Source organism: Pseudomonas fluorescens group sp. PF-69 (assembly GCF_054481235.1).
Genome location: NZ_JBTMNC010000001.1, coordinates 1,756,806 through 1,778,150 on the forward strand (window position 1 = coordinate 1,756,806; position 21,345 = coordinate 1,778,150).

At 60.1% G+C, this 21,345-nt stretch carries 20 protein-coding genes; 13 read left to right on the forward strand and 7 right to left on the reverse strand.

Going from position 1 to position 21,345, the window contains the following annotated elements; translation table 11 throughout:
* The first annotated feature begins 2 nt into the window (after positions 1-2).
* Together rpmB and rpmG are read left to right on the forward strand one after the other, a co-directional pair.
* Positions 3-236, forward strand: coding sequence for a 50S ribosomal protein L28 (rpmB, locus tag ACX3YF_RS07990; RefSeq protein WP_034147715.1), 234 nt, complete (start codon positions 3-5; stop codon positions 234-236).
* A gap of 11 nt (positions 237-247) precedes the next feature.
* Complete coding sequence (gene rpmG / locus ACX3YF_RS07995; protein WP_007894709.1) at positions 248-403, forward strand: 50S ribosomal protein L33; 156 nt, start codon at positions 248-250, stop codon at positions 401-403.
* 201 nt (positions 404-604) lie between these two features.
* Here the strand turns inward: rpmG and ACX3YF_RS08000 are convergent, their stop codons facing one another.
* A complete protein-coding gene (locus ACX3YF_RS08000; RefSeq protein ID WP_130211035.1) occupies positions 605-967 on the reverse strand; it encodes a cupin domain-containing protein in 363 nt (120 codons plus the stop codon).
* Positions 968-1,189: 222 nt separating this feature from the next.
* Here ACX3YF_RS08000 and ACX3YF_RS08005 point away from each other — a divergent pair, with 222 nt between their 5' ends.
* Positions 1,190-2,683, forward strand: a complete 1,494-nt coding sequence (locus ACX3YF_RS08005; RefSeq protein ID WP_090326607.1) for an aldehyde dehydrogenase — start codon at positions 1,190-1,192, stop codon at positions 2,681-2,683.
* 186 nt (positions 2,684-2,869) lie between these two features.
* Positions 2,870-4,015, forward strand: a complete 1,146-nt coding sequence (locus tag ACX3YF_RS08010; protein ID WP_448647631.1) for an MFS transporter — start codon at positions 2,870-2,872, stop codon at positions 4,013-4,015.
* 27 nt (positions 4,016-4,042) lie between these two features.
* Here the strand turns inward: ACX3YF_RS08010 and ACX3YF_RS08015 are convergent, their stop codons facing one another.
* Both ACX3YF_RS08015 and ACX3YF_RS08020 read right to left on the reverse strand, forming a co-directional pair.
* On the reverse strand, positions 4,043-5,611 hold the full coding sequence (locus tag ACX3YF_RS08015; RefSeq protein WP_130211032.1) for a phospholipase D family protein: 1,569 nt from the start codon (positions 5,609-5,611) through the stop codon (positions 4,043-4,045).
* Positions 5,612-5,671: 60 nt separating this feature from the next.
* Positions 5,672-7,105, reverse strand: coding sequence for an aminotransferase-like domain-containing protein (locus tag ACX3YF_RS08020; RefSeq protein WP_448647630.1), 1,434 nt, complete (start codon positions 7,103-7,105; stop codon positions 5,672-5,674).
* Positions 7,106-7,284: 179 nt separating this feature from the next.
* Here ACX3YF_RS08020 and ACX3YF_RS08025 point away from each other — a divergent pair, with 179 nt between their 5' ends.
* Entirely contained in the window at positions 7,285-7,530 is a 246-nt protein-coding gene (locus tag ACX3YF_RS08025) for a DUF1127 domain-containing protein (protein ID WP_130211030.1), read from the forward strand.
* 101 nt (positions 7,531-7,631) lie between these two features.
* Here the strand turns inward: ACX3YF_RS08025 and ACX3YF_RS08030 are convergent, their stop codons facing one another.
* Positions 7,632-8,945 carry an NAD(P)/FAD-dependent oxidoreductase gene (locus ACX3YF_RS08030; protein WP_458944084.1) on the reverse strand — a complete coding sequence of 438 codons (1,314 nt, stop codon included), beginning with the start codon at positions 8,943-8,945 and terminating at the stop codon, positions 7,632-7,634.
* Positions 8,946-9,092: 147 nt separating this feature from the next.
* Between ACX3YF_RS08030 and ACX3YF_RS08035 the strand changes: the two genes are divergently transcribed.
* Complete coding sequence (locus ACX3YF_RS08035; protein WP_458973618.1) at positions 9,093-9,446, forward strand: YkgJ family cysteine cluster protein; 354 nt, start codon at positions 9,093-9,095, stop codon at positions 9,444-9,446.
* Between the two features lie 140 nt (positions 9,447-9,586).
* Here ACX3YF_RS08035 and ACX3YF_RS08040 read toward each other — a convergent pair whose 3' ends face one another.
* Positions 9,587-10,075 (reverse strand): Lrp/AsnC ligand binding domain-containing protein, encoded by a 489-nt coding sequence (locus tag ACX3YF_RS08040; RefSeq protein WP_047535058.1) that lies wholly within the window; start codon positions 10,073-10,075, stop codon positions 9,587-9,589.
* 157 nt (positions 10,076-10,232) lie between these two features.
* Between ACX3YF_RS08040 and dadA the strand changes: the two genes are divergently transcribed.
* From dadA to ACX3YF_RS08070, 6 genes are all read left to right on the forward strand, one after another.
* Positions 10,233-11,537 carry a D-amino acid dehydrogenase gene (gene dadA / locus ACX3YF_RS08045; protein ID WP_288099153.1) on the forward strand — a complete coding sequence of 435 codons (1,305 nt, stop codon included), beginning with the start codon at positions 10,233-10,235 and terminating at the stop codon, positions 11,535-11,537.
* Positions 11,509-11,862, forward strand: coding sequence for a RidA family protein (locus ACX3YF_RS08050; protein WP_047535056.1), 354 nt, complete (start codon positions 11,509-11,511; stop codon positions 11,860-11,862). Before dadA ends, ACX3YF_RS08050 begins: the two co-directional genes overlap by 29 nt.
* 97 nt (positions 11,863-11,959) lie before the next feature.
* Positions 11,960-13,033: an alanine racemase gene (alr, locus tag ACX3YF_RS08055; protein ID WP_130211026.1), complete on the forward strand. Its 1,074-nt coding sequence runs from the start codon at positions 11,960-11,962 to the stop codon at positions 13,031-13,033.
* Positions 13,034-13,161: 128 nt separating this feature from the next.
* Positions 13,162-13,710, forward strand: a complete 549-nt coding sequence (locus ACX3YF_RS08060; RefSeq protein ID WP_090326586.1) for a cupin domain-containing protein — start codon at positions 13,162-13,164, stop codon at positions 13,708-13,710.
* 182 nt (positions 13,711-13,892) lie between these two features.
* Positions 13,893-14,309 (forward strand): c-type cytochrome, encoded by a 417-nt coding sequence (locus tag ACX3YF_RS08065; RefSeq protein WP_047535053.1) that lies wholly within the window; start codon positions 13,893-13,895, stop codon positions 14,307-14,309.
* A gap of 254 nt (positions 14,310-14,563) precedes the next feature.
* Positions 14,564-16,486, forward strand: a complete 1,923-nt coding sequence (locus ACX3YF_RS08070) for an acetyl-CoA hydrolase/transferase C-terminal domain-containing protein (protein ID WP_458973619.1) — start codon at positions 14,564-14,566, stop codon at positions 16,484-16,486.
* 128 nt (positions 16,487-16,614) lie between these two features.
* Here ACX3YF_RS08070 and ACX3YF_RS08075 read toward each other — a convergent pair whose 3' ends face one another.
* Both ACX3YF_RS08075 and rep read right to left on the reverse strand, forming a co-directional pair.
* Positions 16,615-17,187 (reverse strand): xanthine phosphoribosyltransferase, encoded by a 573-nt coding sequence (locus ACX3YF_RS08075; RefSeq protein ID WP_196584668.1) that lies wholly within the window; start codon positions 17,185-17,187, stop codon positions 16,615-16,617.
* Positions 17,188-17,257: 70 nt separating this feature from the next.
* Entirely contained in the window at positions 17,258-19,267 is a 2,010-nt protein-coding gene (gene rep / locus ACX3YF_RS08080) for a DNA helicase Rep (RefSeq protein WP_130211023.1), read from the reverse strand.
* A gap of 271 nt (positions 19,268-19,538) precedes the next feature.
* Here rep and ACX3YF_RS08085 point away from each other — a divergent pair, with 271 nt between their 5' ends.
* Positions 19,539-21,212 carry a putative bifunctional diguanylate cyclase/phosphodiesterase gene (locus ACX3YF_RS08085; protein ID WP_130211022.1) on the forward strand — a complete coding sequence of 558 codons (1,674 nt, stop codon included), beginning with the start codon at positions 19,539-19,541 and terminating at the stop codon, positions 21,210-21,212.
* Positions 21,213-21,345: the final 133 nt, after the last annotated feature.

Consider the following 21,345-nt stretch of genomic DNA (forward strand, 5'->3'; position numbering starts at 1 on the left):
GCATGTCTAGAGTCTGTCAAGTTACCGGTAAGGGTCCGGTGACTGGGAATAACATTTCCCACGCAAACAACAAAACCCGTCGTCGTTTCCTGCCGAACCTGCAGCATCACCGCTTCTGGGTTGAAGAAGAGAAACGTTTCGTGCGTCTGCGCGTATCTGCCAAAGGCATGCGTATCATCGACAAGCGTGGCATCACTGCCGTGCTGGCCGAAATCCGCAAAGCCGGCAAGATCTAAGGGAGCTAATCATGCGTGAATTGATTCGTTTGATTTCGAGCGCCGGTACTGGTCACTTCTACACTACCGACAAGAACAAGCGTACTACTCCGGACAAAATCGAGATCAAGAAATTTGATCCGGTTGTTCGCAAGCACGTGATCTACAAAGAAGGCAAAATCAAGTAATTGATTTTTCCCTCTTACGAAAAAGGCCCGTATCGCGAGATACGGGCCTTTTTTGTTGCTTGAGTTTTGTGATGTTTGTCAGGGCCTCATCGGCGTAGCTTCGCCCGGAGCCAGCCCGCTTCCAGAGGTTTTGCAAACGACGCAGATCTTCGTGGGCGCGTGGCTTGCTCGCGATGAGGTGGGTCCAGACAATGAAAGTCTTCAGGCCTTCTGCTCAAACGCTACATAAATCTTGCGGCAAGGCTCCAGCACTTCCCAAGTGCCCCGGAAACCGGCCGGGATCACGAAGCGATCACCTGCGCGCACGGTTTTGCTGTTGCCATCGTTATCGCGCAGGACGGAAACGCCCTGAACGATTTCGCAGTATTCATGCTCGGTGAAGTTCACCAGCCACTGGCCGACTGCGCCTTCCCACACGCCGGCATTCAATTGGCCGCAAGGGCTGTTGTAGTGGTTGTAGACCGCTTGCTCTGGATCGCCCTTGAGCACCTTTGCCGGGTCTGGTCGATAGCGCTCGGGCTCGGTGGTAGCCTGGCCGAAGTCGACGATGTTCTGGATGCTCATTGTTGTATTCCTCCGTTATTGTTGGTATCGCCAAAGTCTATGTTTATTAAAATGAACATCGCAAGGTCGTTTGCCGGCCTTTTGTCAAATATATTGAAACTTCCCCTGCCGCTGGTTTAGGGTGGCAGTTGCCTTGGGCCGAAAGCAGGCTGGCCGGGCAGAATTCCTGACAGCGCCCGCGAAGAACGCGGGTGTCGTATTCAATAAGAGGAGGACACTCGTATGACCACCCTGACTCGTGCCGACTGGGAACAACGGGCTCGCGATCTGAAGATCGAAGGCCGCGCCTACATCAATGGCGAATACACCGATGCCGTCTCCGGCGAGACCTTCGAGTGCATCAGCCCGGTCGATGGCCGTCTGTTGGGCAAAATCGCCAGCTGCGATGCCGCCGACGCCCAGCGCGCTGTTGAAAACGCCCGTGCCACCTTCAATTCCGGTGTCTGGTCGCGCCTGGCGCCGACCAAACGCAAAGCCACCATGATCCGTTTTGCCGGCCTGCTCAAACAGCACGCCGAAGAGCTGGCCCTGCTTGAAACCCTGGACATGGGCAAGCCGATCAGCGATTCCCTGTACATTGACGTTCCTGGCGCGGCACAAGCCCTGAGCTGGAGCGGCGAAGCCATCGACAAGATCTACGACGAAGTCGCAGCTACCCCGCACGATCAACTGGGCCTGGTGACGCGCGAACCGGTCGGCGTTGTCGGCGCCATCGTGCCGTGGAACTTCCCATTGATGATGGCGTGCTGGAAGCTCGGCCCAGCCCTGTCCACCGGTAACTCGGTGATCCTCAAGCCGTCGGAAAAATCGCCGCTGACCGCCATCCGCATCGCTGCTCTGGCAGTCGAAGCCGGCATTCCGAAAGGCGTGCTCAACGTCCTGCCGGGTTACGGTCATACCGTCGGCAAGGCCCTGGCCCTGCATAACGACGTCGACACCCTGGTGTTCACCGGTTCGACCAAGATCGCCAAGCAACTGCTGATCTACTCCGGCGAATCGAACATGAAGCGCGTCTGGCTCGAAGCCGGCGGCAAGAGCCCGAACATCGTGTTCGCCGACGCACCGAACCTGCAGGAAGCAGCTGAAGCTGCCGCGGGTGCTATCGCCTTCAACCAGGGCGAAGTCTGCACCGCCGGTTCGCGACTGCTGGTGGAGCGTTCGATCAAGGACAAATTCCTGCCACTGGTGATCGAAGCCCTGAAAACCTGGAAGCCGGGCAACCCGCTGGATCCGGCGACCAACGTCGGCGCGCTGGTGGATACCCAGCAGATGAACACCGTGTTGTCCTACATCGAATCGGGTCACACCGACGGCGCCAAACTGGTGGCCGGTGGTAAACGTATCCTCCAGGAAACCGGTGGCACCTACGTTGAACCGACGATTTTCGATGGCGTGAGCAACGCGATGAAAATCGCCCAGGAAGAAATCTTCGGGCCAGTGTTGTCGGTCATTACCTTCGACAGCGCCGAAGAAGCCGTCGCGATCGCCAACGACACCCCGTACGGTCTGGCCGCTGCAGTGTGGACTTCCGATATCTCCAAGGCGCACCTGACCGCCCGTGCACTGCGTGCCGGTAGCGTGTGGGTCAACCAGTACGATGGCGGTGACATGACTGCACCGTTCGGTGGCTTCAAGCAGTCCGGCAACGGTCGCGACAAGTCGCTGCACGCGTTCGACAAGTACACCGAGCTGAAGGCGACCTGGATCAAGCTGTAAGTCGTTACAGGCGGCCTGTTGCAGAGCAGGCCTCCTGAACGAAGCAGATCCCTTGTGGGAGCGAGCCTGCTCGCGATAGCGGTGTGACAGTCGACGAACAAGTTGAATGTTGCTCCGTTATCGCGTGCAGGCTCGCTCCCACAGTGTTTTGTGCTGTACATAAAACTATCCACAGGAGCGTGGAACATGCGTTGGGCGACGTATTTCGCCGTATTGGCGTCTGTCTTGAGTGTCGGCCTGGCCCTGGGTGTCAGCATGCCGCTGGTGTCGTTTCGCCTGGAAAGCTGGGGTTACGGCTCGTTTGCCATCGGTGTGATGGCGGCGATGCCAGCCATTGGCGTATTGGTCGGGGCGAAAATTTCCAGTCGTCTGGCGGCGCGCCTTGGTACGGCCAACCTGATGCGTCTATGCCTGTGGGCCGGGGCGATTTCCATCGGCTTGCTGGCGCTGTTGCCGAGCTACCCGATCTGGCTGGCACTGCGGCTGATGATCGGGGTGATCCTGACCCTTGTATTCATCCTCGGTGAAAGCTGGATCAATCAACTGGTGGTCGAGCAATGGCGTGGGCGGTTGGTCGCGCTGTATGGCAGCAGTTATGCACTGAGTCAGCTGGCCGGGCCGGTGTTGTTGGGCTTTCTTGGTACTGAGCACGATTATGGTTTCTGGGTTGGCGTCGGCCTGCTGATGGCGGCACCATTCCTGTTGTTGGGCCGCAGTGGTGCGCCGAGCAGTGAGGCCGGTAGCGTGACCTTGAGGGATTTGCTTGGGTTCTGCAGGGGGCTGCCGGCGATTGCCTGGGCGGTGTCGCTGTTTGCCGCGTTCGAGGCGATGATCCTGACGCTGCTGCCGGTCTACTGCCTGCGCCAGGGCTTCACCACGGAAATCGCCCTGGCGATGGTCAGTACGGTGGTGGTCGGTGATGCCGTGCTGCAATTACCGATTGGCGCATTGGCCGATCGCCTGTCGCGGCGCGCCTTGTTTACCGGCTGCGCGGTGGTGCTACTGGGGTCGAGTCTGGCCATCCCGTTGCTGATCGACACGCTGCTGATCTGGCCGTTGTGGGTGTTGTTTGGTGCCAGCGCGGGTGGGTTGTTCACCTTGTCGCTGATTCTGATCGGCGAACGTTATCGCGACGACGCGCTGGTCAGGGCCAATGCGCACATCGCGCAGTTATGGGGCATCGGTTGCCTGATCGGGCCCTTGCTGGCCGGTGCCGGCAGCCAGTGGATCAGCGGGCACGCCTTGCCGTTGCTGATGGCAGTGGGGGCGTTGGGCGTGCTGATCGTGGTGTCGCGGCAAGGGGCATTTGGCTCGATTGCCGAACCGGCCTGATCCCTGTGGGAGCGTGCTCCCACAGGGTCACAACATCCGTTCCAGGCCAACCGTATTACTGAGCCAGGCATTGAAGTGTCGCCACCAACTGCCTGGCTCCCTGGTCAGGGTGTGCAGTTTGCCGTTGTCTTCGGTGACCCAGACGATCTGGCTTTTTTCCAGTTCCACTTTGTAGCTCAGGGGCGGTGCCATGCCTTGCAGCGCCAGTTCACGTGCGTGTGCCGCAAGCTCCGGGCTGTCCACCAGTACTCCGACTTCGGTGTTCCACAGTACTGAGCGCGGATCGAAATTGAACGAGCCGATGAAGGCTTTCTGCTGGTCGAAGATCATCGCCTTGCTGTGCAGGCTGGAATCGGAGCCGCGATAGGATCGGCTGTAGAACAGGTTAGGGCCGCTGCCGCCGCCTTCGCCCGGCTGGCGGCGTAACTCGAACAGTTGCACGCCATGCTCCAGCAGCGCCTTGCGATACGGTGCATAACCGCCATGCACCGCCGGTACGTCGGTGGCCTCCAGGGAGTTGGTCAGCAGCCGCACTGACACCCCGGCGTCGGCGCGCCCGGTCAGGTACACCAGCCCCGGCTGGCCCGGCACGAAATAGGCCGAGACCATGATCAATTCTTTGCTGACGCCATTGAGTTCGGGCGCCAATTGCGTGGTCAACAGCAACTGAGGGTCTGGTTCGCCATCGGCCAGCACCTTGCTCGGTGCATCCCACAACGCCTGGTTCCAGGCCCAGATCAGCTCTTTGCGCCAAATGTCCAGGCGCGGTTTGGTCGCGTAAATCATCAGGTGTTTGTAGAGCGCGTGGTTCTGTTTGCGGGTTTCCTCCAGGGATTCTTCGAGCCGGGTCCGGGTATTTTCCAGGTCCTTGGCAGTCGGTTTGCTGGATAGAAACCCATCGATCGGTTTGCTCAGGGCGCTGTTCCAGTACTGGTCGAAACTGTGTCCCAACTGCTCGGCAACCGGACCTGCGCCAAGCATGTCGATGTCGGTGAAGTTCAGGTTGGGCTCGGCATCGAAATACTCGTCCCCCAAATTGCGTCCACCGACGATGGCCATGCTGTTGTCGGCCAGCCACAGTTTGTTGTGCATGCGCCGGTGTTGTCGCGACAGGTTGAACAGGCGCCCCATGGTCCGCGTCACGCCGGTACTGCGGCCCAGATTCAGCGGGTTGAACACGCGGATCTGGATCTGCGGATGCGCCGCCATCGTGGCGATGATGAAGTCCAGGCCGTCGCTGGTGGTGTCGTCGATCAGGATGCGCACGCGCACGCCACGGTCAGCGGCCTTGAGCAGTTCATTGGCCAGCATTCGTGTGCTGATGCCGTCGTGAATGATGTAGTACTGCAAATCGAGGCTGCGTTGCGCATTGCGGATCAGCTCGGCGCGCGCGGTAAAGGCTTCGGTGCTGTCGGAAAGCAGGCGAAAACCGGACTGCCCTTGATGGGGCGCTGCCTGGGCCAGGACCGAGCGGCCGAATGCCGAGTCACTCGCTGGCAGCGCCTGGCTCGGTTCGCGCTGCACGTCGAGACTGGCGCAGCCGCCGAGGAACGAGGCCAGTAACACAAGAGCAAGCAGGGGCTTTGTGACTCTCAAGTGGGATCGTTCCGGTTGGCGGCAGGTATTGGCATATGGACGTTGGTATCCGCAGAAAGGTCAGTCGTTGAGCTCGCTGGTTTCGGCCAGCAATTGAATGGCCGCAGCACCGACCTTGCGCACCGCGTCTTCGATCTGTGCTGTCGGTTTGGCAGCGTAGTTCATCCGCAGGCAATTGCGGTACTTGCCCGAGGCGGAAAAGATGCTGCCGACGGCAATCTGTACGCCCTGGTCGTGCAAGGCCCGATTCAGTTTCAGGGTGTCGAATCCTTCCGGCAATTCAACCCACAGCATGAAGCTGCCTTGTGGGCGACTGGCGCGCGTGCCCGCCGGGAAGTAGCGGGTGACCCAGTCGATCATGGCGTCGCGATTGCGCTGGTATTGCGTACGCATCCGCCGCAAATGGGGTTCGAAATGTCCACCTTTGAGGAATTCGGCGATGGCAATCTGGGGTTGTGGCGCGGTAGAGCCGGTGCTGATGTATTTCATGTGCAGCACCCGCTCCAGATAACGACCGGGCGCCACCCAGCCGATGCGCAGGCCGGGGGCCAGCGTCTTGGAGAATGAGCTGCACAGTAAGACGCGGCCGTCCTCGTCGAAGGATTTGATCGTGCGAGGGCGCGGGTAGGTGTAGGAAAGTTCGCCATACACATCGTCCTCGATGATCGCCACGTCGAAACGCTGTGCGAGCGTCAACAGCGCGCGTTTGCGCGACTCCGGCATGATGTAGCCCAGCGGGTTGTTGCAGTTGGGGGTCAACTGTATGGCCTTGATCGGCCATTGTTCCAATGCCAGTTCCAGCGCTTCCAGGCTGATGCCGGTAAGCGGGTCGGTGGGGATTTCCAGGGCTTTCATGCCAAGGCCCTTGAGGGTCTGCATGGCGCCGTGAAAGCTCGGTGAGTCGACCGCCACGATGTCGCCCGGCTCGCAGATCGCCCGAATGCTGGTGGACAGCGCTTCATGGCATCCGGTGGTCACCACCAGGTCGCCAGGGCTCAGTTGGCAGCCGGAATCGAGCATCAGGCGAGCAATCTGTTCGCGCAGGCCGAGATTGCCGTGGATGTTGTCGTAATACAGGCCGGGCATGTCCTGCCGACGGCTCAACTGCGCCAGACCGCGCAATAGCGGTTTGAGGGTGGGCGTGGTGATGTCCGGCATGCCGCGACCCAGTTGCACCACATCCTTGCGCGGTACCGCGCGGATCAGCTCCAGCACCTGATCCCATTGCGAAATGTCCACAGGGCGCTGGGCCGGGCGACCGATCGCCGGCAGTTCCGGTAGCTCGCGACTGACCGGCACGAAGTACCCGGATTTGGGTTTTGGTGTGGCCAGCCCGCTGTCTTCCAGCATGCGATAGGCCTGCTGCACCGTGCTCAGGCTGACCCCGTGTTCAACGCTCAGCGCCCGTACCGACGGCAGGCGGTCACCCGGGCGATAGAAGCCCTGTTCGATACGCGTGCCGAGTAATTCGGCGAGATTCACATAAAGGGTCATGGCACTGCCTCGGTGCGGGGGATTCGGTTAACCAGTACAGATGCGGCAAAAATCGACAATTCAGTGCTTCGAACGGCAAATCTGTATGGGGATAATACATGGCTGTTGAATCTGTAATGGTTTTGCTCGCCCGCGCATCATGGAATCTCTGGCTACCCAAGTAAACAGGAGCAATGAAAATGAACGGCTTGAGCGATGTGCGGCTGACGTTACACAGTCAGGAACTGGTGGCAGGGCAGGACAACGGTGCGCAAAGGTCCGTCATGCGCAACGCACCGTCCGGCCTGAGTCGCTGGGATCTGTTCTGGCATCGTCTGCACACGCGCAAGGCGTTGCTGAGGCTGACGTCCGAGCAGCTCAAGGATATCGGGCTGACCCGTGAACAGGCGCGGGAGGAGGGGCTCAAGCCTTTCTGGCGGATCTGAGTGGCGGACCAATCGCGAGCAAGCTCGCTCCCACAGGGATGAGATGGACCCGTGGGGGCAAGCTTGCTCGCGATGTAGCAGGTAAGAGCGAAACCAATCCTTCACACCCACTCTTTCAGCCGATGCCACAACATCCCCAGCGCCAACAATGGCGAGCGCAGATGCTTGCCGCCGGGGAAGGTGATGTGTGGCACCTTGGCGAACAGATCGAATCCACCGCTGTGCTGACCACTGATGGCCTCGGCCAGTAACCTGCCCGCCAGGTGCGTGGCATTCACGCCATGGCCGGAATAGGCCTGGGCGTAATACACGTTCGGCTGGTCGTTGAGTCGACCGATTTGCGGCAAGCGGTTGGCGCCGATGCCGATCATGCCTCCCCATTGATAATCGATTTTCACGCCGGCCAGCTGCGGGAACACGTCCAGCATTTTTGGCCGCATATAGGCGGCGATGTCTTTCGGGTCTCGACCTGAGTAATGGCAGGCGCCGCCGAACAGCAAGCGTCGATCCGCCGAGAGCCGGTAGTAATCCAGCGCCACCCGCTGATCACAGACCGCCATGTTTTGCGGCAGCAAAGCGTGTGCCTGTTCCTCGCTCAACGGTTCGGTGGCGATGATGTAACTGCCGGCGGGCAGTATCTTGCCGCTGAGCTGCGGGTTGAGTTGATTGAGGTAAGCATTGCAGCCCAGTACCAGGGTCTTGGCGCGGACCGAGCCTTGGGCGGTATGAACCTTGATCTCGGGGCCGTAATCGATTCGGGTAACGGCGGACTGTTCGAACAGTTTGACGCCCAATCGTTGTGCGGCAGCCGCTTCGCCCAGTGCCAGGTTCAGCGGGTGCAGGTGCCCGGAACCCATGTCGACAAGACCGCCGACGTAGCGCTCGGAGCCCACCACCGTGTGCATCTCATGGGGTTGCAGCAGGCGGGTTTCGTAGCGATAACCGAGGCTGCGCAGTTCTTCGGCGTCTTCGGCGAAGCCTTCGAGGTCGCGGGGTTTGTTGGCCAGGTCGCAGTATCCCCAGGTCAAGTCGCAGGGGATCTGAAATCGCTCGATGCGCTGTCGGACGATTTCCACCGCTTCCAGCCCCATGAGTTTCATCTGACGCACACCGTCCGCACCGATCACGTTGGCGAACTGATCGAGGCCGTGACCGACACCGCGAATCAACTGCCCGCCATTGCGTCCGCTGGCGCCCCAGCCGATCTTGTGCGCTTCGAGCAACACCACGCCGAGGCCGCGTTCGGCCAGTTCAAGCGCCGTGTTCAATCCCGAGAACCCGCCACCGACCACGCACACGTCGGCCAGCACTTCGCCCTTGAGCACCGGATGCTGCGGCTGCGGCAAGCTGCTGGCGGCGTAGTAGGAGGTCGTATGCTGGTGGTTCGAGACAGGTTGCCGAGCACGAGCAGTCATCTGCGTGATCCTGATTCTTGTGTTTATAAAATTTGACGGAGCATAAGCCGGACCTTCGCAGACGGGCAACATTGGTCGGTTGCTGCTGTCTGGAACAGGGCTTTTGCGTCAGAATCACGCTCTATTCCGATATCGGTCACCGCTTCGATGAGCTGCAACAGTCAGAAAATCCGCACGCTTCGCCAGCAGATTCCCTCGTTCGAGTGCGTCCCCGGCTGCCATGACTGCTGTGGTCCGGTGACGACCTCGCCGGAAGAAATGTCTCGCCTGCCGCGCAAGACCCGGGCCGAGCAGGACGCGGCGATGGAGGAACTCAACTGTGTGCATCTGGGACCGAACGGCTGCACGGTGTATGACGAGCGGCCGCTGATCTGCCGGTTGTTCGGCACGACCAAGCGCTTGCCGTGCCCTAATGGCCGGGGACCGGTGGAGCTGATTCATCCGCGGGTGGAGAAGCAGGTGTTCGAGTACATGGCTTCGAATCGGCAGGTCCTCGTCTGAGGGAAGACCGAGTCGCCTGTAATCGCTAGCGGGCTAGCTCCCACACTGGATCTGTGTCATGCACAGAATGTGTGTCCGCTGAAGATCAATTGTGGGAGCTAGCCTGCTAGCGAAGGGGCCAGACCGGACAACGCAGCTCTTCAATCCGCAATCGGCAAATTCAAGCTCTCTTTCACCTCTTCCATCACGATGTAACTCTTGGATTCGCGCACGTGGGGCAGCTTGAGCAGGATGTCGCCCAGTAGCTTGCGGTACGAGGCCATTTCGGAAATCCGCGCCTTCACCAGATAGTCGAAATCCCCTGACACCAAATGGCACTCCAGCACGTGTGGCAGCTTCAGCACCGCGCGTCGGAACTCTTCGAAAGTGTCGCCGGATTTGTAGTCGAGACTGATCTCCACGAACACCAGAAGGCTGCCCTTGAGGTGCTGCGGATTGAGCCGCGCGTAGTAACCCATGATGATCCCTTCGCGTTCCAGGCGTCGCACCCGCTCTGTGCAGGGCGTGGTCGAGAGTCCGACCTTCTCCCCCAGCTCGGTGAAGGAGATACGCCCGTCCGCTTGCAGGATCCGCAGGATGTTGCGGTCGATCTTGTCCAGCTCACGTTTGGTTTGAGTGTTGGTACGCATAGGGGATGCGCCTCCGTGAAAAGGGTTTTTGCCGAGAATTGTCGCCAAATATAAGCGCTTATATAGTGAAAATCACTGGCTATTCTTTTTTACACTGCGCCTATCTAAAGCTCTGAACAACAAACGTCAGCGGTTAGCCGCGATGAGGGATATGAAAATGCGCGTTATGGTCTTGGGTAGCGGCGTCATCGGTACCACCAGTGCTTACTATCTGGCGCGTGCCGGGTTTGAAGTGGTGGTCGTCGACCGGCAGCCGGCTGCCGCGATGGAGACCAGTTTCGCCAACGCCGGCCAGGTTTCGCCGGGTTATGCCTCGCCGTGGGCCGCACCGGGCGTGCCGCTCAAAGCCATGAAGTGGCTGTTGCAGCGCCACGCGCCGCTGGCGATCAAGGCCACTGGCGACATCGACCAATACCTGTGGATGGCGCAGATGCTGCGCAACTGCACCGCCAGCCGTTACGCGGTGAACAAGGAGCGCATGGTCCGCCTGTCCGAGTACAGCCGTGACTGCCTCGACGAATTGCGCGCCGAAACCGGCATTGCCTACGAAGGCCGCAGCCTCGGCACGACTCAATTGTTCCGCACCCAGGCCCAGCTCGACGGCGCCGCGAAAGACATCGCTGTGTTGAAAGAGTCCGGCGTGCCGTTCGAACTGCTCGATCGCGAAGGCATTGCCCGCGTCGAACCGGCCCTGGCCAGCGTCACCGATATCCTCGCCGGTGCCCTGCGCCTGCCGAACGACCAGACTGGCGACTGCCAGATGTTCACCACCAAGCTGGCAGAGATGGCCGCGAACCTCGGTGTGCAATTCCGTTTCGGTCAGGACATTCAGCGCCTCGACTTCGCCGGCGATCGCATCAACGGTGTATGGATCGACGGCAAGCTGGAAACCGCAGACCGCTACGTCCTGGCACTCGGCAGCTACTCGCCGCAACTGCTCAAGCCATTGGGCATCAAGGCCCCGGTGTATCCGCTCAAGGGTTACTCCCTGACCGTGCCGATCACCAACCCGGCCATGGCCCCGACCTCGACCATTCTCGACGAGACCTACAAGGTCGCAATCACCCGTTTCGACAACCGCATCCGCGTCGGCGGCATGGCTGAAATCGCCGGTTTTGACCTGTCGCTGAACCCGCGTCGGCGCGAAACCCTGGAGATGATCGTCAACGACCTTTATCCTCAGGGCGGTAATCTGGCCGAGGCCAGCTTCTGGACCGGCCTGCGTCCGACCACTCCGGATGGCACGCCGATCGTTGGTGCCACACCGTTCAAGAATCTGTTCCTGAACACCGGTCACGGCACCTTGGGCTGGACCATGGCTTGTGGTTCCGGCCGCTTGCTGGCTGATCTGATGGCGAAGAAGAAGCCGCAAATCAGCGCCGAAGGCCTCGATATTTCCCGTTATGGCAACAAAACCCAGGAGTCCGCAAAGCATGTCAATCCAGCGCCAGCTCACCAATGAGCGCATGAGTCAGATCGTCACCCACAACGGCACGGTTTATCTGGCCGGGCAGGTTGGCGATGACATGAACGCCGGGATTGAACAGCAGACTCGTGAAGCTCTCGCCAATATCGAGCGTTTGCTCGATCTGGCCGGGACCGACAAAAACCGTCTGCTGTCGGTGACGATTTACCTGAAAGACATTGATGCACACTTCGAAGGCATGAACTCGGTCTGGGACCAGTGGTTGCCCAAAGGCGCCACACCGGCCCGTGCTACCGTCGAAGCGAAACTGTGTGAACCGGAAATCCTGGTGGAGCTGTCGGTTGTAGCCGCTCTGCCGTAAGCAAGTCTGAAAGATCCCTCTCCCGGCGCTGCTGGCGGCTAATGTCATCAGCCAGCGCCGGTTTTTCTTCCAAACGACCGACCAGAAGTCTGCCGCCATGCGTCCTGCCCGTGCCCTGATCGACCTTCAAGCCCTGCGTCACAACTACCAAATCGCCCGTGAAGTCTCGGGTGCCAAGGCCCTCGCGGTCATCAAGGCCGACGCGTATGGCCATGGCGCGGTGCGTTGTGCCCAGGCGCTGGAAGCCGAGGCCGACGGTTTTGCCGTGGCCTGCATCGAAGAAGCCCTGGAACTGCGGGCCGCGGGCATTCGTGCGCCGGTGCTGTTGCTGGAAGGCTTTTTCGAAGCCGATGAACTGTCGCTGATCGTCGAGCATGACTTCTGGTGCGTGGTGCATTCGCTGTGGCAGCTCGAAGCGATCGAGAAGGCTGCATTGAGCAAACCGATTGTGGTCTGGCTCAAGCTCGACTCGGGCATGCACCGGGTGGGCCTGCATCCGAAGGATTACCAGGCGGCCTATCAACGTCTGCTGGCCAGTGGCAAGGTCGCGAAGATCGTGCTGATGAGCCACTTCGCCCGTGCCGATGAGTTGCACAGTCAAGCGAGCGCCGAGCAGGTCGCGGTGTTTGAAGCGGCGCGTCAGGGGTTGTCGGCCGAGGTCAGCCTGCGCAACTCGCCGGCGGTGCTCGGTTGGCCGCAGATACCGAGCGATTGGGTGCGCCCGGGCATCATGCTCTACGGCGCCACGCCATTCGAAGAAGCCAATGCCGTGGCTGCACGCCTGCAACCGGTGATGACCCTCGAATCGAAAGTGATCTGCGTGCGTGAACTGCCGGCCGGCGAGCCGATTGGTTATGGCGCCAAATTCATCACCCAGAAACCGATGCGCGTTGGCGTGGTGGCCATGGGTTACGCCGATGGCTACCCGCGCCTGGCGCCAACCGGCACGCCAGTGCTGGTCGCCGGACAACGTAGCCAGTTGATCGGCCGCGTGTCGATGGACATGCTGTGCATCGACCTGACCGATGTGCCGCAAGCGGGCCTGGGTTCTACCGTGGAGCTGTGGGGCAAGAACATTCTGGCCAGCGACGTGGCCATTGCGGCCGGGACGATTCCTTACCAGATCTTCTGCAACCTGCGCCGGGTGCCACTGCTCTATTCCGGGAGCTAAGGCCAGACAGGCCGGACCGGAAGTTGTCTCGCCGAACAGGATTCAGGTCAAAGTGTTGTAAATACTGAACGCTGTCGCCATGATAACGCTCATTATTCCAACAACCTGAATTCCTGGAGGCTCCAGCATTGGACGTCGGTGAGCGACTGCAATCAATCCGTAAGCTGAAAGGTCTTTCCCAGCGTGAGCTCGCCAAGCGTGCGGGCGTCACCAACAGCACCATTTCGATGATCGAGAAGAACAGCGTCAGCCCTTCGATCAGCTCGCTGCGCAAAGTGTTGGGCGGGATTCCCATGTCCATGGTCGAGTTCTTCTCCGAAGAAATCCTGCAGGAAAAACCGGCTCAGATCGTCTACAAAGCCAACGAGCTGATCGATATTTCCGATGGTGCAGTGACCATGAAACTGGTTGGCCGGGCACACCCGAGCCGGGCTATCACGTTCCTCACTGAAATCTACCCGCCAGGCGCCGATACCGGTGAAGAGATGCTCACCCATGAGGGCGAGGAAACCGGCATTTTGGTCGAGGGACGGCTGGAACTGGTGGTGGGACTCGAAACATTTGTGCTCGAGGCGGGCGATAGCTACTACTTTGAAAGTACCAAGCCGCATCGTTTCCGTAATCCGTTCGATGCGCCAGCGCGACTAATCAGCGCAGCTACACCGGCGAATTTTTAAGGAAAGAGGCGCCCTGCCAGCATGGCCGAGGCCCCCGGGCTGTTTTACCGTTACGCAACAAGACCCCTTCGACTTTGGGGTTGTTTCAGTGTCGCGGGCTTACCGCTATACTTGCGCCCGCCTGCGAACCGTGGCCGTAGGCGTGACTAGCCACCATTGAGGGTGAACGCGTGAATCTAATTATGAAAATGCTGGCTGCACCAGCAACCGTATTGGCCCTCTGGGCTGTCAGCGCTCAAGCTGCGACCAACGACGATATTGCCAAGCGCCTTGAGCCAGTCGGCCAGGTTTGTGTTCAGGGTAAAGAGTGCAAAGGCATGGAAGTCGCCGCCTCTGCCGGCGGCGGTGGCGGTGCCAAGACGCCTGACGAAGTGATTGCAAAACATTGCAACGCTTGCCACGGCTCCGGCCTGTTGGGCGCACCGAAAATCGGTGATGCCGCTGCCTGGAAAGATCGTGCCGATCACCAGGGCGGCCTGGACGGCATCCTGGCCAAAGCCATTACCGGTATCAACTCGATGCCGCCTAAAGGCACCTGCGCCGATTGCTCCGACGCCGAGCTCAAAGGCGCGATCCAGAAGATGTCCGGCCTGAAGTAAGGCGCTGCATCTTTCGCAAAAAACCGTCTCCGGACGGTTTTTTTGTGCCCGCGGATCGCCGCTGACCCCTGCAGGAGCGAGTTTGCTCGCGATGATCGCCAACGATAGCGTGGTGAACCTGACACTCCTCGGCGCCTTCTAATCCATCACGAGTTCGCTCCTACAGGGCTTTGTATTGCTTGCGGGCTGTTCATTGCAACCAAGACCCGGCAAGCTCAGTCCAACCCCGCATCATGGAATGTCAGGAGGTTTGGATGGTTCAGCTGTGTTCTATCGAGCAAGCGGTTGATGACGTGTTGGCACGGTTGCCGACGCATATCCACATGGGCCTGCCTTTGGGCCTGGGCAAGCCCAATCACTTCGTTAATGCGTTGTACCAACGTGTCGCGCAATTGCCGCAGCGGCGGCTGACGATCTACACCGCGCTGTGCCTGGGGCGCCCCGCGTTGGGTGACGGGTTGCAAAAGCGTTTCCTTGAACCCTTCACCGAACGGGTTTTCGGCGATTACCCGGAACTGGATTTCCTTGCCGACCTGCGTCGCGACAGCTTGCCGCGCAACATCCATATCCAGCAGTTTTTCATGCAGCCCGGCAGTCTGCTGCACAGTGAATCGGCCCAACAGGATTACATCAGCAGCAACTACAGCCATGCCGCGCGGGATATCAACGCCGCCGGTTTGAACCTGGTTGCGCAGTTGGTGGCCAGTCAGGCCGAGCATCCAGACCGCTTGAGCCTGAGCTGCAACCCGGACATCACCCTCGACCTGTTGCCAATGATCGCCAGGCGCCGGGCCGCCGGGGAGACGATCCTGATGCTCGGCCAGGTGCACAACGATTTGCCCTACATGCCCGGCGATGCCGAAGTCGCCATCGATACGTTTGACCTGCTGATCGACGAGAAGGACAACACCACGCTGTTCTCCACGCCGAACATGCCGGTGGGGTTCCAGGATCACTTCATCGGTTTGCATGCCAGCACGCTGGTGCGCGATGGCGGCACCTTGCAGATCGGTATCGGCGCCATGGGCGATGCGCTGACCACCGCGTTGCTGGCACGGCAGGCCGATAACGGCGGCTACAAGACCTTGCTGGCAGACCTGAATCTGAGCCAGTGGGCACAATTAATCGACCGCGAAGGCGGCACCGAGCCGTTCGCCAAAGGCCTTTACGGTTGCAGCGAAATGTTCGTCAATGGTCTGCTGGTGCTGGCGGATGCCGGGATCGTACGGCGCAAGGTCTACCCGGACGTGCCGACCCAGCAACAGGCGAATGCCGGCACCCTGGACGAAGCGGCACAGACTGACGGCATTTCGGTGCATGGCGGCTTCTTCCTCGGGCCGCGCAGTTTCTATGAGCGCTTGCGCGAATGGCCGCAAGGCAAGCGGCTCGAATTCAACATGACCCGTATCAGCTACATCAACGAACTCTACGGCCAGGAAGAGTTGAAGCGCTTGCAGCGCCTCGATGCACGGTTCATCAACACCGCATTCACCATGACCTTGCTCGGTGCGGGCGTGGCGGATCAACTGGAGGACGGGCGCGTGCTCAGTGGGGTGGGCGGGCAGTACAACTTCGTTGCCCAGGGCCATGCGCTGCAGGGCGCGCGTTCGATACTGCTGCTGCGCAGCTGGCGCGAGTCGGGTGGCGAGGTCAGTTCCAATATGGTTTGGGAGTATGGCCACTGCACGATCCCGCGGCATTTGCGCGACATTGTGGTCACCGAGTACGGCATCGCCGACCTGCGGGGCAAGACCGATGCGGCAGTTATAGAAGCGTTGTTGAATATCAGCGACTCACGTTTCCAGCCGGGGTTGATCGAGCAGGCGCAGAAGGTCGGCAAATTGCCGAAGGATTTCCGTCTCGATCCGCGTTTCACCGATAACAGCCCGCAACGTTTGCAGGCGATTCAGGCGCGGCACCCGCACTTGTTTCCGGAGTATCCGTTGGGCTGCGATTTCACGGAAGTGGAGCGGGACGTGTTGCGGGCACTGAACTGGCTCAAGAGCAAATTCAAGCTGAGCGAGATTCTGGAGTTGGGCAAGGCTGCGCTGGATGCGCCTGAGCCTGCGGCGTTTCCCGATCATCTGGAACGCATGCAACTGACCAACCCTGAAGGATTGAAAGAGGATTTGTATCAGCGATTGTTGCTCGCGGGCCTTAAGGCCACCGCGCCATAACGCCCACCGCAAAACCAACTGTGGGAGCCAGCCTGCTGGCGATTGCTATCTGTCAGTCATGAAGGTTTCGACTCACACGACGCCATCGCCAGCAGGCTGGCTCCCACAGGTATTGCAGTGTTCGGGCGTTACTCGATGAAGGTCACGACGCCGCCGGCCAGGGATTTCACGCGAGCCAGGGACTCGACGCGGTAACCCTGCGCATCCAGCTCCGCACGACCGCCCTGGAACGACTTCTCGATCACGATCCCCAGGCCTGCGACGGTGGCGCCGGCCTGCTTGATGATCGAAATCAGCGCCTGGGACGCCTTACCGTTGGCCAGGAAGTCGTCGATGATCAGTACGCGGTCGCTGCTGGTCAGGTGGCGCGGGGAGATCGCCACGGTGCTCTCGGTCTGCTTGGTGAACGAGTACACCGTCGCCGACAGCAGGTTTTCAGTCAGGGTCAGGGACTGGTGCTTGCGGGCGAAAATCACCGGTACGCCAAGGTTCAGACCCGTCATGATCGCCGGGGCGATGCCCGAGGCTTCGATGGTGACGATCTTGGTGATGCCCGAGTCCTTGAACAGCGAGGCGAACTCGTCGCCGATCAGCTTCATCAGGGCCGGGTCGATCTGGTGGTTCAGAAAGGCGTCGACCTTCAGGACCTGGTCGGAAAGCACGATGCCTTGTTCGCGAATTTTCTGGTGCAGTGCTTCCATGAAGCGTTCCTCTACTGGCGCGAAATGCGCCTAGCTTGTCAAAAAGTGTTCGTTTAAAAAGTGGTCAATTCTAGCGCTTTAACATCGCGCGTATATCCGCCAATGCGCTATTGCCGCGAACGGCTTTGACTTCGGTCGGCGTGTCGTCGTTGCCTTCCCAGGCCAGGTCGTCCGGCGGCAGTTCATCGAGGAAGCGACTCGGTGCGCAGTCGATGATCTCGCCGTATTGCTTGCGCTTGGCGGCAAAAGTGAAGGCCAGGGTCTGACGCGCGCGGGTGATCCCGACGTAGGCCAGTCGGCGTTCTTCTTCGATGGTGTCGGCTTCGATGCTGGAGCGGTGGGGGAGGATTTCCTCTTCCATGCCCATGATGAACACGTAGGGGAATTCCAGGCCCTTGGAGGCGTGCAGGGTCATCATCTGCACACCTTCGGCACCGTCTTCCTCTTCCTGCTGACGCTCGAGCATGTCGCGCAGCACCAGTTTGCCGATGGCGTCTTCGACGGTCATTTCGCCGTCTTCGTCTTTTTCCAGGGTGTTCTTCAGCGCCTCGATCAGGAACCAGACGTTACCCATGCGGTAGTCGGCGGCCTTGTCGCTGGAGCTGTTGGTACGCAGCCAGTTCTCGTAGTCGATGTCCATGACCATGCTGCGCAGGGCCGAGATCGGGTCTTCACCGGCGCATTGCTCGCGCACCTTGTCCATGAAGCGCTTGAAGCGCGACAGGCGATCGGTGAAGCGCGTATCCAGGTGCTCGCCCAGGCCGATTTCGTCGGTGGCGGCGTACATCGAGATTTTTCGCTCGGTGGCGTAGTTGCCCAGCTTCTCCAGGGTGGTCGAGCCGATTTCCCGGCGCGGGACGTTGATCACTCGCAGGAAGGCGTTGTCGTCGTCCGGGTTCACGATCAGGCGGAAGTAGGCCATCAGGTCTTTCACTTCCTGGCGTCCGAAAAAGCTGTTGCCGCCGGACAGGCGATACGGCACCTGGTGGTGCTGCAATTTCAGCTCGATCAGCTTGGCCTGGTAGTTACCGCGATACAGGATGGCGAAATCGCTGTAAGGGCGATCGGTGCGCAAGTGCAGGCTGAGGATTTCCACGGCCACGCGCTCGGCTTCGGCGTCTTCGTTGCGGCAGCGGATCACGCGGATCTCGTCGCCGTGGCCCATTTCACTCCACAGCTGCTTTTCGAATTCGTGGGGGTTGTTCGAAATCAGCACGTTGGCGCAGCGCAGGATGCGGCTGGTGGAGCGATAGTTCTGCTCCAGCATCACCACTTTCAACGACGGGTAATCGTCCTTGAGCAGCATCAGGTTTTCCGGGCGCGCGCCGCGCCAGGCGTAGATCGACTGGTCGTCGTCGCCGACCACGGTGAACTGGTTACGCTTGCCGATGAGCATTTTCACCAGCAGGTACTGGCTGGCGTTGGTGTCCTGGTATTCGTCCACCAGCAGGTAACGCACCTTGTTCTGCCACTTCTCCAGGATGTCGGCGTGTTCTTCGAACAGCTTCACCGGCAGCAGGATCAAGTCGTCGAAGTCCACCGCGTTGAACGCCTTGAGCGTGCGCTGGTAGTGGGTGTAGACGATGGCTGCCGTCTGTTCCTTGGGGTTGCGTGCGTTTTCCAGGGCCTGGGGCGGCAGGATCAGGTCGTTCTTCCAGGCGCCGATCATGTTCTTGATCTCGTCGACGCCGTCGTCGCCCGAGTATTCCTTCTGCATGATGTCGGTCATCAGGGCCTTGACGTCGGCCTCGTCGAAAATCGAGAAGCCTGGCTTATAGCCCAGCCGCACGTGTTCCTTGCGGATGATGTTCAGGCCCAGGTTGTGGAAGGTACAGACCGTCAAACCGCGGCCTTCACCGGCGCGCAGCAGCGTGCCGACCCGTTCCTTCATCTCGCGCGCCGCCTTGTTGGTGAAGGTCATGGCGACGATGTACTGGGCGCGGATGCCACAGTTCTGGATCAAGTGTGCGATCTTGCGCGTGATCACGCTGGTCTTGCCGGAGCCAGCGCCGGCGAGCACCAAAAGAGGGCCGCCGACGTAGCTCACGGCTTCTTGCTGCCGGGGATTGAGTCGGGACATACGTAAATTCAGGAGTCAGTACGAAATGGGCCGGCATTTTAACAGGCTCAGCGATTTGTGCTGCTCTGTCCGACTTGTGACGTACAACGCGATCTCTATTTGCCGGTTTTGTTACTTTCACGCAGGATGCGCGACCAAATTGCGTCTACTGTTCGTAATTCCGGATACAAAGGCTTCGTTTTGATAACTGATGTCATTGGCCATTGGTCATTGGTTATCGGCACGGCATAATGCCCACCGCCTACATATTTGCAGAGTCTAGGGAGCTAGCTTGTCTACGCCTGTCGAACCCTTGCGTTTGCTGCTACTGGCCGAAGAGCCAGCGTGGGCAGCGTTGTTGCGCGAGTGTCTGGCTCCGATGGGGAGCTCGGCCGTGCTCATCAGCGCGCCGAGTTGGGAGTCGGTCAGCAGTCTGTTCGATGACAACCGCAGTGCGGTGTTGTTGACCGTCCCGGCTCTTCAGCCGGCGCCTGGCCGTTGCTGTCTGCCGGCGGTGTTGCTGCTTGAGCATGAGCCGCTGACTCCACCCGACGGTGTGAGTGACTGGCTGGTACGCGACCATCTCGACCCGAGCATGCTGCGCCGGTGCCTGCGGCATGTGCGTGAGCGTGGCGTGCTGGAAACCACCCTGCAACGACTCGCCGAGCAAGACCCGCTCACCGGCATTGCCAATCGCCAGGGCTTCCAGACCTTGCTGACGGCGCGATTGGCCGAAAACGAAGGGCGAGGCCTGGCGCTGGGTCACCTGGACCTCGATAACTTCCGCCATGCCAACGACGCCCTCGGCCATCAGGCCGGTGACCGGTTGATCCTGCAAGTGGTCGCGCGGCTCAAAAGCCAGCTTGAGGCCGGCGATCAACTGGCACGGCTGGGCAGCGATGAATTCGCGTTGCTGATCGACACCCGCCGCGCCCCTCAACGCGCGGAGTGGATGGCCGAGCGCATCACCGAAGCGCTGGCCGAGCCGTATTGGGTCGACGGTGAGAGCCTGTTGATCGGTTCCAGCCTGGGCATTGCCCACGCCCGGGCCCAGGCCGGTGCCGATCCGTTGATGTGGCATGCGCACATCGCCATGCAACAGGCCAAGAGCACTCAGGGCTGTACCTTCCATATCTTCAACGAACGCATCAACCGCAATGCCCGCAGCATCGCCGACCTCGAAAGCGAACTGCGCCGGGCATTGCGCCGCGATGAGCTGGAACTGCATTACCAGCCACGCCTGAACCTTGAGGACGGGCAAATCGTCGGCCTCGAGGCGTTGGTGCGCTGGCGCCACGGCGAGCGTGGCTTGCTGCCACCGAGCGAATTCGTGCCGCTGGCCGAGCAAAGCGGTCTGATCGTGCCGCTGGGGTACTGGGTCATTTCCCGGGCCTTGCGCGACATGCAGGCATTGCTCGAGCTCGGGATACCGCCATTGCACATGGCGATCAACCTGTCATTCCGACAGTTTCAAGACAGTCAGCTGCTCTCGACCCTGAGCCGGCTGATTGCCGAACGTGGCGTCGAGGCGCAATGGCTGGAGTTCGAATTGACCGAAACCGCGGTCATGCGCCGCAGCGATCTGGTGAAGCAGACCATGGATGCCCTCGGGCGTCTTGGGGTGCGCTTCTCCCTCGACGACTTCGGCACCGGGTTTTCATCGTTCGTACACCTCAATAGCCTGCCGATCACCCTGCTGAAGATCGACAAGAGTTTTGTCGGCGGCATGGAGCAACGGGAAGAGAATCGCAAACTGGTCCACGCGATGATCAACCTGGCGCACAACCTCAACCTCGAAGTCGTCGCCGAAGGGGTGGAGACGCCGGAGCAACTGGACCTGTTGCGCGGGTTTGAGTGCGATCAGGTACAGGGTTATCTGATCAGCAAGCCGTTGGCCTTGGTGGATCTGGTGGAGTACCTGACGTTTGACTCCAGCCAGAAGGCGATGCTGGAAGTGGTGAGCTGACCGCGAATAATAGGCTGCCACGGAGCCCTGTAGGAGCGAGCTTGCTCGCGATGATCGACAACGATAACGCTGGCTGGCAGGTGCCCCGCGGCGTTCTCAGGTTTATCGCGAGCAAGCTCGCACCTACAAGGGG